The sequence below is a fragment of the Dielma fastidiosa genome (genome assembly GCF_000313565.1).
In the GTDB taxonomy this organism is placed as follows: Bacteria; Bacillota_I; Bacilli_A; order Erysipelotrichales; family Erysipelotrichaceae; genus Dielma; species Dielma fastidiosa.
In genome coordinates this window covers 595292-608951 of sequence record NZ_HE578923.1, presented here as the reverse complement: position 1 = coordinate 608951, position 13660 = coordinate 595292, and the positions used below count along the sequence as shown (strand labels likewise).

15 protein-coding genes are annotated in these 13660 nt (G+C 40.5%); 2 read left to right on the top strand and 13 right to left on the bottom strand.

What is annotated here, in order from left to right; genetic code table 11:
- Positions 1–674: pentapeptide repeat-containing protein (locus DAHG_RS03310; RefSeq protein ID WP_022936900.1), on the top strand; the 674-nt coding region annotated here is incomplete at its 5' end.
- A 34-nt stretch (positions 675–708) separates the two neighbouring features.
- Here DAHG_RS03310 and dagF read toward each other — a convergent pair.
- The 12 genes from dagF to DAHG_RS03250 form a co-directional block, all read right to left on the bottom strand.
- Positions 709–1428 carry a 2-dehydro-3-deoxy-phosphogluconate aldolase gene (dagF, locus tag DAHG_RS03305; protein WP_022936899.1) on the bottom strand — a complete coding sequence of 240 codons (720 nt, stop codon included), beginning with the start codon at positions 1426–1428 and terminating at the stop codon, positions 709–711.
- The gene (locus tag DAHG_RS03300) at positions 1425–2525 is read right to left on the bottom strand and encodes a DgaE family pyridoxal phosphate-dependent ammonia lyase (protein WP_022936898.1); all 1101 of its coding nucleotides are present in this window, start codon (positions 2523–2525) and stop codon (positions 1425–1427) included. Before DAHG_RS03300 ends, dagF begins: the two co-directional genes overlap by 4 nt.
- 2 nt (positions 2526–2527) lie before the next feature.
- Complete coding sequence (locus DAHG_RS03295; protein ID WP_022936897.1) at positions 2528–3199, bottom strand: DUF4310 family protein; 672 nt, start codon at positions 3197–3199, stop codon at positions 2528–2530.
- Between the two features lie 13 nt (positions 3200–3212).
- Positions 3213–3911, bottom strand: coding sequence for a DUF4311 domain-containing protein (locus tag DAHG_RS03290; protein ID WP_022936896.1), 699 nt, complete (start codon positions 3909–3911; stop codon positions 3213–3215).
- Between the two features lies 1 nt (position 3912).
- A complete protein-coding gene (locus DAHG_RS03285; RefSeq protein WP_022936895.1) occupies positions 3913–4212 on the bottom strand; it encodes a DUF4312 family protein in 300 nt (99 codons plus the stop codon).
- 2 nt (positions 4213–4214) lie between these two features.
- Positions 4215–4574 carry an SFCGS family glycine-rich protein gene (locus DAHG_RS03280; protein WP_022936894.1) on the bottom strand — a complete coding sequence of 120 codons (360 nt, stop codon included), beginning with the start codon at positions 4572–4574 and terminating at the stop codon, positions 4215–4217.
- A gap of 13 nt (positions 4575–4587) precedes the next feature.
- Positions 4588–4989 (bottom strand): PRD domain-containing protein, encoded by a 402-nt coding sequence (locus DAHG_RS03275; protein ID WP_022936893.1) that lies wholly within the window; start codon positions 4987–4989, stop codon positions 4588–4590.
- A gap of 11 nt (positions 4990–5000) precedes the next feature.
- Positions 5001–6080, bottom strand: a complete 1080-nt coding sequence (locus DAHG_RS18655) for an amidohydrolase family protein (RefSeq protein ID WP_022936892.1) — start codon at positions 6078–6080, stop codon at positions 5001–5003.
- Complete coding sequence (locus tag DAHG_RS03265) at positions 6061–7917, bottom strand: BglG family transcription antiterminator (RefSeq protein ID WP_022936891.1); 1857 nt, start codon at positions 7915–7917, stop codon at positions 6061–6063. The genes DAHG_RS18655 and DAHG_RS03265 overlap by 20 nt, the downstream gene beginning before the upstream one ends.
- Positions 7918–8087: 170 nt before the next feature.
- A complete protein-coding gene (gene pepT / locus DAHG_RS03260) occupies positions 8088–9305 on the bottom strand; it encodes a peptidase T (protein ID WP_022936890.1) in 1218 nt (405 codons plus the stop codon).
- Positions 9306–9435: 130 nt separating this feature from the next.
- Positions 9436–9879, bottom strand: coding sequence for a DUF2383 domain-containing protein (locus DAHG_RS03255; RefSeq protein ID WP_022936889.1), 444 nt, complete (start codon positions 9877–9879; stop codon positions 9436–9438).
- A gap of 42 nt (positions 9880–9921) precedes the next feature.
- Positions 9922–10707 (bottom strand): HAD family hydrolase, encoded by a 786-nt coding sequence (locus tag DAHG_RS03250; RefSeq protein ID WP_022936888.1) that lies wholly within the window; start codon positions 10705–10707, stop codon positions 9922–9924.
- A 141-nt stretch (positions 10708–10848) separates the two neighbouring features.
- On the opposite strand from DAHG_RS03250, the gene DAHG_RS03245 reads away from it, so the two are divergent.
- Complete coding sequence (locus DAHG_RS03245) at positions 10849–11205, top strand: iron chaperone (RefSeq protein ID WP_022936887.1); 357 nt, start codon at positions 10849–10851, stop codon at positions 11203–11205.
- 37 nt (positions 11206–11242) lie between these two features.
- Here DAHG_RS03245 and DAHG_RS20415 read toward each other — a convergent pair whose 3' ends face one another.
- On the bottom strand, positions 11243–13579 hold the full coding sequence (locus tag DAHG_RS20415; protein WP_022936886.1) for an N-acetylmuramoyl-L-alanine amidase family protein: 2337 nt from the start codon (positions 13577–13579) through the stop codon (positions 11243–11245).
- Positions 13580–13660: the final 81 nt, after the last annotated feature.

Below are 13660 nucleotides of genomic sequence, written 5' to 3'. Positions count from 1 at the left end.
TAAGATATAATGAATATCAGGTGAACAATATGAAAACAATCCAAAAACCAAGAATCAGTGCTGACATCCAACCGGTTCAAACCATTGAGAAGGCTATGACTGAGGATGATCTGATTGAAAATGTGTTAATTGAAAATGAATTTATCAGTGAAGTGAAACCCGAGCGGATTCACATCAATGGTTCTATATTCAGAAGCTGTGACTTTATGGACTGCCGCTTTGATCATTGTGATTTCTGCGACTGCATCTTTGATAACTGTGATCTTTCAAATCTCAGTTTTGAAAAAGGGTCATTCCATCGCTGTGAGTTCCATAAATGCCGCTGTACCGGCAGTGAATTTACAAGCATGCTGATTCAGAACACAGTCTTTGATCACTGCAAATGCACATATGCCAATTTTTCCTCTTCCACTTTAAAAAATAACCTATTTATAAATTGTGACTGCGGTCAGGCCAGTTTTGTGGCAACCCAGTTTAAAGAGGTACTGTTTAGTGACAGCAAGCTGGATGAAGCAGAATTTTTTAATTCATCCTTGGCTGGTATTGATGTCTCTACATGCAGTATTCAGGGTATTGCCGTATCAATGGATACTTTAAAGGGGTTAATTGTTTCAGAGTATCAGGCTATTGAACTGGCAAAGCTGCTGGGACTGATTATTAAGGATAATGCATAGAAAAGCATGTTCATAAAAAGTGAACATGCTTTTTTCATAATAATTTTTTAAATATTTCCGCTATTTTTTTTACTTCTGAAATACGGGTAACACCATGTTCATCCATAATTGATGTATAAACATGGGGAATTATTTTTTTAACTCCCGCATTAAGCAGCATACGCAGAATTTCTTCAAGATTATCAGTTGTGATACCGCCGGTTGGCTCAAGGATTAAATCGGCTTTAGCTGCTGCCTCCGCCACTGCCATCAATTCATCTCTGCGGGTTAAACCCTGCATCGGAAAGAATTTTAAAGAATTACCGCCCATTTCGCGGATCATCTCGATGGCTGTTGAGATTGGTATCAATGCAGGTTCTGCCTGTTGACTTAATGGACCAACGGAAACTTTCACAAGACCACATGTACCGCTAGGCGAAACAAGCGCATTAATATGTGCGTTGGGACAAAGCGCCCGAGTATAGCCAACCGCTGTAAATAATTGATTGACATGAGCCGGTTTAAGCTCTTTCGCTATGTGGGCAACCTTCTGCCATTGTGCCGGATTGCCGCCGCCCAGACCTACTGATATATGGCCATTCAAAGCATTTTGATATGTCAGCATTGCGGATACCGCCGCCGCTTCATTTTCATAAGCTGTTGAAAGTAAACCAATCAAGGCATGACCTTCCATCACTTCTAAAATTTCTTTCGCATTCTCAATACTGCCGCACAGACAATTCAGACAAAGCTGATCATGATAATATATACTCATAGACTCACCGCCAATATTTCTTTAATCCGCTGACAAACAATCGCTGTATCAGATAGCTGCATCGGCCGCGGATCAAGCAGCAGAATGCCCAGATTGGCATTGTGATTGCGAGTATAAATAATCGGGCTGCCGTTTCTCAATTGCTGATCAAGCATTAGAGCATTCATCCCGCAGACAGTCTCATCAACTTCTAATTTAGCGCGGTAAATCTCACGGCCGGCATGATCCTTAGCCACACTGACGGTTAAGCCTTTTACACTTTTCAATTCTTCTACGATTGCATCAACGATCTGCCGCTGCATTGCCGATGAATGAGAACCGTATTGTTTGATTGCTGCCAATAAGCCAAATATATTTTCTTTACCGACCTTCATTGCTCTGGCAACTCCTTTGGATTGCTTTCGGCATGCCTGAATCAATGTTTTGCGGCCGGCTATCAATCCTGAGGTTGGACCTTCTAATGCTTTAGCACCGCTGTATATCACTAAATCACAGCCCATTTCAATATATTTGGTGATATCCTCTTCAGCCGCGGCATCCAAAATCAGAGGCAGCTGATGCTTATGTGCAAGCGTGATAACATCCGCTAAAGCAACCTGATCTGTTTGAACAGCATGATGACTTTTCACATAAAGTATGGCTGCAGTATCAGCATCGATCGCTTTTTCATAATGCCATGGATAACAGCGATTAACCGTTCCGACACTTACCATTTCACCGCCGCCTAATGCAATCATCTGACGGATTGGCGCCCCAAAATCAATCTGATGAGCGCAGGCGATAATGATTTTTTTGCGTTTTACTGAAACATAAGGTACTTCCTCTACCAATCGTTCATCACCGCCGGTAATAGCAGCAGCCACTGAGATGATGATACCGGCTGACGCCCCTGCACAGACACGGGCTGCCTCACTGCGGCAATAATCGGCTATGACTTCACCGGCACGATCCATTAATTCTTCCATCTGCACATAAGATGTCCCTGCCTCATCCATTGCCTTACGCACCTTGTCACTTAGGATACTAGAGCCCAGATATGTCATTTTGCCGCTGCAGTTAATGACCCGCTGAACATTAAATTCATCAAACACACACATAATCAAGCTCCGATTCCCAGTGTAGTAAACCCTAACAGGAACGCGATATAACCTACAATCATGGCCCCTAAGATAGCGCCGCCGATAATCGGTGATTTTTTAGTATGACATAATACCGCACCAAGCATCGCACCCAGCCCGGTCCAAATATCAAATTTAGCTGCCATGATCAAAATAATCGGGCCAAACCATTCGCCCACAATATTGCCGGCACCAACCATGATATCCGTTCCCATTGAGCTGTAACCGCCCGGCATCAGCTTACGGATACCTAAAATGACAGCTGCCAGCACAACACCGATGATTGCTCCGGTAAGCAGTGATAAAATGAAATTCTCAACTAAAGAAGTATAACCCATTGATAACAATAAGCCCGGCAGGCCAGCGCCGACACCAGTCATAATCGCGCCGCCGATATCCAAGATACCAACTAACGGACCTTCCAGAACACGAGCCAGCAAGAAACCGCCGGTATAACCGATTACCGCTGCGAAGCTGCCGGTAGTCAGTGCTTCAGAAAGCATAACTGTAACACTGGTTGTTGAAAAGCTGCCGGTATGATATTGAATAAAGATACTTGTACCGGCAAACACTCCGGAACAGATGAGTGCCATAAATACCGCAAAAGCACCCTCACTCATAAAAAACTTTTCTAATTTATTCGTATTTTCCATTTTCATATCCCTCTTAGAACTTTCCTCTGAAATAGGCTATCAGTAAAAACATCACCGCGACAAAACCAATCATCAAAATGCTGCGCTTACTTGTAAAGCCTTCATCCTGCACACTCTGACCTACCAAAATACCTAATACACAGCCAGGTGTCGCATTCCCCATAATCGATTGCGCCAGTACACCGAATACAGTAGCAAAAACGCCATGCCATTTACCGGCACCCAGCGCTGAAATCCAAAATGCAACAGGCAGAATCGGTGAAAGAATTAATTCCGCGGCTGGCGATACGATTTTTTCCGCTATCGTAGCCATTGTTGAAGGAATCAAGCCTGCCAATGTATTCAAGAAGGTAACGACTGCCGCACCGACAACCGCACCGCTGATCATCATTTTAAACGGATTATTGGAAGCCGTCTTATCTTTAGTGGCTGCGATTGTCAAACCCGCTGACCACTGCGGCACAATACGATGCAGTACATCTGAGCTTAATGATCCGGTTCCTACAACGGAGCCGGCACTGCTGAACAAGAATCCCAAACCATAACTGAAATGGGCGATGGGATCACCATTGCACGCATTCATTTCTCCCAAAGTTCGAAAAGCGCCCATGCCCTGTATTCCCGGCGCATGAAACATTCTAGCAGCTCCGCCAGCCGCTCCGGCCCCCGCCAAACCACCTACTATTATTGATTTAATAACTAAGTCAAGCATATTAATTGTCCCTTTCTTTTAGTATTTCTACCACTCTAACTCTGAAAACCGCTGTTGCTGTGAAACGAGTATGCTCCACAGGCAGAAAGAAAAATAAAAACTTTTTCGTAAATTTTTCGATTTCTTCATGTACCAGCCTCATTGACTCAACATGCATTTCAACAAGATATCCCTCGATATGGCTGTGAATATCATTACGCAGCTGCTTAAATAAATTCTGATAAACCTCTTCTCGGGATTTCCCTGATGACTGAATCGAAATTTCATAATCCTTTTCCTGCAGCAATTCTCTGTCTTCCATATTTATTTCCTATATTTCAGATAGGCTTCCGTCAAAGCCTTTCCTAATTCTTCCGTATCCATAAAACCAAAGCCTAAAGCCTCATAGCCATTTTTAATCGCTGAAACACCCGCTGGTACATTGCGCAGATCATAAATTGCTTTAAACTGATACTTATTCTGAGCCGCTAAAGCACCGCCGCCGCCACCGCCGCAGAAGCTGATGCCAAAATCAGCATGTTCCTCCTTCATTACATCACCAAGCTTCATATCCGCTCCCATTCCGGGAATTACGATTGCTTCACCGCCTGCCGCTTCTACACCGCGGGCCACATTCTGCCCCTTGCCCATACGATGAGCAATCACAACTTTTACCTTTTCCATTTCTTTTCTCCTTTTAATCGTTTAGATTCTGGTTGATTCGCTCGCGCATACTGCCCAGATGCGTAGCAATCAAAAAACATTCACTGCGGTCTAATTTACAATTCAGAAGCAGCTCAATCAACTGACTGATTTTACTGCTTAGATCCATTAAATCCTCATCAATCTGATCATAAAGCTCTGCTTCAATTTCAATCACTTCATGCGTTCTGAACAATCGTTCATATAAAGTTGTCAAATGTGTCATAAAGGTAATTCCTGCTGTTTTATCAAAGGGAATCCCCAATTCTGAACATGCTGCGAAAACCCGCTCACCAAGCTTACAGATTTGTTTCTCATTCTCCTGGGAAAAATCCTGCCAGCCAGCTGAACGCTCTTTTATCACTTCATCAATCAGATTATTATTAAAATTCTCCATCACACCACCCCCTATCTGATTAACGCTTCAAAGACAACCTGTTTGCGGCAAAGACGCTCATGACCTTGGCTGTCCTTTAAAATCATCGGTTCACAAGCTTGAAAATCAATCACCGATAAGTCAGCTTGATGAGCAATCTGCAAGCCATTCTGCAGCCCTAACAAGGCTGCCGGCCGTATACTTATCGCATCAATAAGCTGACGCTCGCTCAATCCGCAGGCATAAAGCTTGCTGACCACCTCACTCAGAGAATGCAGTTTACTTAGATAATTACGTTTATGCAGGTCTGAAGAGATCAAGGAAGGCTTGATACCTTCGCGGATTGCTTTTTCACAAACATCAAAACTGAAGCTGGCAGCGCCATGACCTACATCAAAAAGCACACCCTCTCGATATTTCTCCTCAACAAGCGGTTTTAACCTGCCTTCCTCATCAAAAATTCCTTTTGGCTTGCCATGAAAGATATGAGTGACAATATCTCCCTTTTCCAAACAATTCAATACTTCCTCCAGCTGCGGCGGTTCATTGCCGATGTGAACCATTACCGGCAAGCCTAATTCTTTCGCGAATGCCTTACCGGCTCGAATTACCTCTATGCCCAGCTTACCGACCACACTCGCACTAGCTCTCAGCTTGATACCCTTAATAATGCCGGGATAGCGCTGTACAACTTCACGAAGTGCATTTTCATCAATCAAAGACCAGTCAGCAAGTTCTTGATTCCCGTGCGTCAGCCCTACCGATGAATAATTAATAAAAACTTTAATCCGCGTTGCTGCTTCTTCAATCTGCTGCAATAATGTTTCTATATCCCGACAGCCGCTGCTGCCCGCGTCAACCAGTGTACCCACATGCATATCAACTCCGATCTCATCCATATCCAATCCAAGATCACTCATTTCTTTAAAACAATGAACATGCATATCCGTAATACTGGGACAAAGCCATTTCCCCTTAAGATCAACAATCTCTGCATCCTCAGCAAATTGATTAATTCCTAAAATCACACCATCTTCAATCAATAGATTGCCAGCGGTATCGATATCATGAGCAGGATCATATAAATTCGCATTAATATATAGGGTTTTCATTTGTTTCCTTTCTGTTTGATAAATATGTTTTTATCGATTTAATATCATATACTGAAGGCCGTTTACTGTATTTCTGATACAGCTTATTTAAAACTTGATAAATCATCAAATCATAAGTATTCAGATTTTCTTTTTCTGCCAATTCATCACCCGCCGATTGATAAATCTGCATCATAAGATGAATCAGCATACCTGTATACTCATTGTTTTCAAGCTTTAAAGATAACTGACTGATCAGCTCATCTAAGGCTGTTGCACAATCTGTCAGAAGATACATGGAATCCATAAAACTGAAAGACGGTTCTTCAAGATGAGCATGCAGAGGATTCTCATCCTCATGGGATTCAATCATCAATTCCTTCCTGATTAATTTAACATCATCATTCAGCAAAAGCGGACTTACCGCAATAACAGGGATAGCATCATTGTGAAAATAAGTAGTAGAAATAACGGCATCCGCCTGCCTGCGCGTAAGATGGATAGCTTTTTGAATTGAAATCGTACCCAACACATTCAAATCAGGAAACTTATTCTGTAAATTTGCCAACAGCAATTCCGCACTGCCGCTGCCTGTCGTACATACGGCATAAACCCGTTTACAAGACTGATTCGCCCGTTCCATAGCAGCCGCAATATAAATTACCACATAGCTGATTTCATCCTCAGAAATCCTCTGTTCAAAAATACGGCTGTTCTTAAGCTCTTCTCTGCAGATTTCAAACACTAAAGGATAACGTGCCATGATTTGTTCCTTCAAAGGATTTAATTCCACCACCTTCAGTTTCATGCGATCCAGTGTGCTTGTCAGATGTATCTTTAAGCCTTCAATTAATTTCACATCGGTAATCAAGGATACACACAAGCGATAAGAAACAGCTTCAATAAACTGCATAATCTTATAATCCAAATCGAAATTATCCTCTTTGATTAATTCAAAACGATTTCGCAGGGTCATAAGATGAAAAAACAAATAATGATATTCCTTGTCATTGATCGGCTGATTAATAATGGTTTGAATGCCTAATGCGAGCATTTTGGTTTCCTGACTGCATTCAGCATCTTCAAAGCGGTGATCATTTTCTTCAATAGCATAATGATGCTCAATCCTTGTCAGAGATATAATAATGATCCAGATCAAGAAGATATTATCCTTATCCAAAAATTGAAAGCCCTGATAAAATTCAATCTTACAGACTATATCAACCACCTGTTGAATATTAATTCCCTTAAAATATTCTTTAACTAAATCAAAAATCAAAATCTTTTCATTCTTGAAATACACATCTGGATGCTTTGTCTGTAAAATACCAAGTAAATCATAATTATCAAAATTACGTTTAATAAAGAAGACCATTGCTTCCCTGAATTTTGATTCCCGGCAATCAAGCTCAACACCTTTGGTTTTAGTAATTTCAAGATGAATATCAAAATTATTCAGCCATTCTTTGACAATCTCTAAATCGCGGTAGAAGGTGGAGCGGCTGATGCCGATATGATCACAGAGCTGCTGCAGCGTTAAAGCTTCATCCTCAAACAATAAATGAGCAAGAATAAGATTAGCCCGGCTTAATTGATTGAGCGGTGTTGAATAGGGGATTATAACTTGCAGATAATGTCTGACCAGCGCGGCATCCTTTTCATTTTCCAATTCCAATAAGCTGCGTGAGCTGCTTTTGAAGTTCACCCCAAATTCTTCGGCCCATGCCCTGATTGCTGCGATATCTTTATATACGGTACGGCGGCTTATCTTGTAATCACGCATGCAGCTTTCTAACTGCAGTGCATCAGCTGCCAACATATGCTGAACAATTTCTCTTTGTCTGCTGTTTAATTGCACTTGGCTCACCTCTATCCGTTTCTATTGTAGCAATTAAATTAAATTCATGCGTATTGAGTGAATATTAAACAATTCATTAAATTGTGCATAAAAAAACACACTAACAATAACAAAAAAGAGGCAGCTGTTTCATCAGCCACCCCCACAGGTATTCTTGTTTGATTCTTTATTTATGCTTCAACACTGGCAATCTTCACTAATAGCTCCGTGATTTTATTCATCGCCTGAATCGAAGCAAATTCATATTTGCCATGATAATTTGCACCGCCGGTACCGAGATTAGGACAATTCAAGCCATCATAAGTCAAACGGGCACCATCCGTACCGCCGCGGATTGCCGTTGAACGAGGCGTAATGCCTAGACTCAGCATAGCCGCTTTCGCCCGGTCAACACAGCGCATATCTTTTTCAATACACTGACGCATATTGGCATAACTGTCACTGATGGCAAGTTCAATGATCTCATAACCATATTTCTTGTTTAGGAAATCACGGGCATTCTCAAATTCTGCCTTCTGATGTGCCATTTTTTCTTCATCATGATTGCGGATAATATAATGCATTACAGCTTTTTCACAGCCGCCATTGATTTCCGTCATGTGATTAAACCCATCATAGCCCTCTGTACACGCTGGATTTTCAAACACATTCAAACAATTATGGAATTCATAAGCAACCAGTATTGCATTAACCATCTTATTTTTAGAGCTGCCTGGATGAATGCTTTTGCCATGTACGGTAACAACCGCTGCTGCCGCATTGAAATTCTCATAATCGATGCAGTCAATATCGCCGCCATCAACGGTATATGCATAATCACAAGCAAAGCGTTTTAAATCAAAATCATCAGCCCCGCGGCCAACCTCTTCATCACATGTAAACGCGATTGCGATGCGGCCATGCTTAATTTCAGGATGTGTCAGCAATGTTTCAGCCATCGTCATAATTTCCGCTACACCAGCCTTATCATCAGCACCCAGCAAGGTAGTACCATCTGTAACAATTAAATCATCACCGATATATTGTCCCAAAGCCGGGAATTCCTTAGGTTCCATTGATACCTTTAATGCTTCATTCAACACAATCAATGAACCATCATAATTCTTAACGATGCGCGGCTTAACATCCTTGCCGCTGCAGTCCGGAGATGTATCCATATGAGCAATGAAACCAATTGATTCACACGCCATATCCGTATTCGCTGGAATACTGCCGTAAACGCGGCCATATTCATCCATCATCGCATCCTCGATCCCAATTGCTTTCATTTCCTCAACCAACAGCTTGCCAAGGTCTTTCTGTTTCATTGTGGAAGGCGTTGTTTCACTGTATGGATCACTTTCAGTATCAACTTGTACATACTTTAAAAATCTTTCTTCTGTTTTCATGTCATTCCTCTTTTCAATTAAAAATATTATAGCACAAGTTCATTTAAACGTACGGTGAAATTGATGCTTCATCATTAATTTTAAAAACATAAACCAACATAGAAAAAGGCACTCCGCCAGGAAGCACCCTCTATTCTCTTTCAATTAATGCCTTATGAATCTCATGCTTCATCGCTTCATAATCATCATGGATGATCTTCACATCTTTACGCACCTGTTCAGTAACCGCAAGGTTTTTATCATCAAACTCTCTCAGCTGCGTCAATCCCATTTCAATAGCCTTAGCCGCAGAGTTTAAAACATCCTTGTCACCAACCAGCATTAAATTCTTTAAGCTCGTCATAACCTCACCCATCATGATTTTAATTGATTCAGTATCTGGCTGTCCATGATAAAACAAGATCGCTTTCGTAATAGCTTTTTCATGATTTTCAAACAGCTTTACATAACCTCTGAATTGATCACGCAGGCTTCTTTCCTGTAAATGCTCAAGCAAATCAGAAAAAGTAGTAACACCCATATGACTGCCTTTTAATAATGTATCTAATGATTTTAAGATTTCTTCGTGTTCCATTGTTTCACCTCAGTCTTAGTATGAAACAATGCTTTTGAATTATTATAAATTAAAAACTTTTTTTATGGTATCGACAACCCCATTATCATTGTTACTTGGACATTCATAGTTGCAGACTGCTTTCAGCTTAGGATGTGCATTAGCCATAGCATAGCTGTACTCACATTCCTGCATCATCTCATAATCATTTAAAAAATCACCGAAAATCATCGTTTCAGCCTTGCTGACACCTAAAATTTTCTGCAGCTTTTTAACCGCTTCTCCCTTATTGACACCCTTGACCATGATATCCATCCATTCATGGGCTGACACACTGATTTGCAGCTGATCCTCAAAGTCTTTGAAATGAGGATAAGCATTCTTTTCCGCATGGATAAAATCAAGCACAGCTATCTTAAAGATAACCGAATCTACGGTATGCAGATTATCAATAATTTCATATTTTTTATAATAAGGCTCTACCTGTTCAATGACCCTTGGTTCACGGCTTGTTACATAAGCCTTGCCTTTACCGCACAGAATCGGATATACTTCTGGAATCCGCTCAGCAACACTCAGCAGCTTTTCAATTAATGGATGCGGCAGTTCACTGACTGACAGTTCCTCGCTGCCATTTAATATATAGGCGCCATTTTCAGCAATATAATAAATATCATTCTGAATGGGTGCAAAGCTGTCAAGCAGATTGAAATACTGACGTCCGCTGGCTGCCGCAAAGGTAACACCGCGTTCCTTTAATTTTAAAATCAGCTCATAAATTTCAGCCGGCACCTCTTTTTTATCATTCAGCAATGTGCCATCCATATCCGTAATAACAAGTTTTATCATAGAACAAATCCTCCAACGTCCCTATTCTACACTATTTTAATAGAAAAGTCATGATTTGAATTCCGGTATACTGCATCACCCTCTTAGATTCATAATTTACTTCTCTATGACTGTGCTATAATAAATAAAAGGGGCGTTAACATGAAATCTACAATTAAAGATGTAACTGCTTATATTCAACAATTTGACAAGGATAAACAAGCGATATTAAATACCTTACGCAGTTTGATTTTTCAAACGGTTCCCCAAGCTGAAGAAAAGCTTTCCTGGAGTGTTCCCACTTACTACTTGAATGGTTATCTCATACAATTTGCGGCTTATGAACGTCATTTGGGATTTTATTCAAGCCCGGCAGCAATTCAGCATTGCAAGAGTATGCTTGACGGCATTCCCTTTAATAATAAAAATACAATTCAGCTTGATTATCAAAAACCGCTGCCTGCTGATTTAATTCGTGAACTAATTTTATACCGTGTTAGGGAAAATCAAAATTCATAATAAAGAGTGTCCGCGCAGAACACTCTTTATTTATTATTTAGTAATCATAAACTCCTGATTGATTGACATGGAAACCATCTGGTGTATAACCATCTCTGAGCATACTGCCGGTATGATCAATATAGTACCAACCGCCCTCATCCCAGATCCATTGATTTTTAACAAGTGATCCCGTACCATCGTGATAGTACCAGGTTGACCCCTGTGGGTTCCATCCTTTAATCAATTTACCCGCGTCATTCATACAATACCATGTATCGTCAAGCGACAGCCAGCCCTTATGCATTGTACCCTTTTCTTCGAGATAATACCAATCACTGTTATCTGCCAGCCAGCCAGTTACCGTTTGACCTTGTTCATCAAAATAATACCAATCGCCAGTCACTGTCTTATGCCAGTATGGATCAATCGTCTCACTTAGCACATAGCAGCCAGCTTCTAATTGTGAGACCTCAAGCCAGCCTTCTTCATTAACCACAGTTGGCATTACTAAAACCAATTGATTAGTCGCTTCATCATATTTCTGATAATACAATGTTTTACCAACTAATTCTGTATCAGTCTTTATTTCAATTTTAACTGACTGCTGAGCAGAAAACATTTTTTCTTCTTTAAAATTAAACGTCATAACTGCTTCACCCGCTTTTTCAGCGGCTTTTTTAGTTATTTCATCCTTACCGTCCACTGTTACATTCACACTTAATGCACCAGTTAAGTCGCCCAATGCTCCTTTTGGATAAGTAATTTTCATATCGCTGTTTTCAATTACCACCGGTACTTTTTCATTCTCCTGAACGAGTTTTTTCACCATACTGCTGCTTAAAGAACCAGTCTTATTATCAACCTTAACCGTAGTTTCAGTTTCACCCTTGATAATCGTACTACTGGTACTGCCGCCGGAATGTGAAGAAGAGTGATCAGGTTCAGGCTCAATAGTTGGTGTTTCCACAAGGCCGTCTGTCATCCAATAAGGAGCTGTTTCATCTGCGCCATAAATAAGATTATCACCATAAAATAGACCTTCATATTCAGCACCCTCTTTAAAACCATCTATTGTTAATGCTTTAACACCATTTTTCCAATTCCCTTTTAATTTAATTTCAACAAGTTTAAAATTATCTCCTAAATCATTATCAGTAAGCTTTAAAGGGGCGCCAAGTACAAGTTTGTTAATTCCCTCAAACCCAGCAATCACACCGCCATCATCAAATTCAAGTGTAGTAGTTCCATTGGCTGTGCTATTCCTCTCACTGATAATAAGATAACCAAGATCACAATCTTTAATAACTGCATGAATGTCGCCTAAGACATCCGCATTATTCAAGGCTCCGCCTAGACAGACAATTTCATTCGTCAAATCTATATTTAGATGCGGCTCATTGAAGGTTTTTACACCCTTTAGTAGTATATCTACACTACCGACACTAAAATCGCCGCTTGTACCAAAAGATACTGCACCGCCAATGATTTCCGCATATATTTGAGTATCTATTACTTGAATGGATACATTGCCTTCTACTTTACCTAAACCATTTCCCTCACTATAACTACCGCCAATTATATTACCACTTTGTAAACCTCCAAATATTCTTTCGCTGACTGGAAAGTAAGTATCCTCTACATTTAATTTAACATTCCCGCAGGAGGCTATCGGATTAGTTCCTTTAAGGTAGCTGCAGCCCGCAACATTACCATAACTTGATGCATTTACAACAGACAATTGCGATGTATTTAATATATCCGCACTTCCATTTTCCGCATGACCGCCGCCATAAATACTGTAAATAAGTCCGCCATTAAAACTTACATTTGTTGTATCAACAGTAGCCGAACCTTTTACCGCATGACCGCCGCCGTAAATATCATGCGCATCACCAACCCCCTGTCCATTTTCAACCTCTCTTAAGGTCTCAACATTATTTAAGATTAAAATACTGCCGCCGGTCACATTCGCTGTAGCATTCGTCGAATCAGCATAACCACCACCATATAAATCACCATCAATTCTAACATTATTAAGCGTAATCATTGTGCCTGTTTCAACATCAGCATTATAAGAGCCACCGTATATTCTACCGGTATGACCATTGCTGATCGTAAGTGGTATTCCATTGGCATATATTGTACCTGAAATGCTGTGACCTGCTAAATCAATCTCCAAAGATGTAATAGTATCAGGTATACTGATCGTTTCAGTAAATCCTTTTTCCATCACTACCTTTACATCACCAGACTGTTTATTCAAAAAATCCTGAAATTTTCCCTGTGTCTGATCATAAACCAACGGATTCTCTGATCCCGCATAAATCGGCACTACACACGACGATAGAATCAAACTGCACACAAAAAGTAGTTTTTTTAATGATTGAAACATATCTCTCCCGCCTTTATCTAAATTTTCACATTTATAACATATACAAAAAAGCAGAAAATGTGTCATAAAGTATACTTTGTG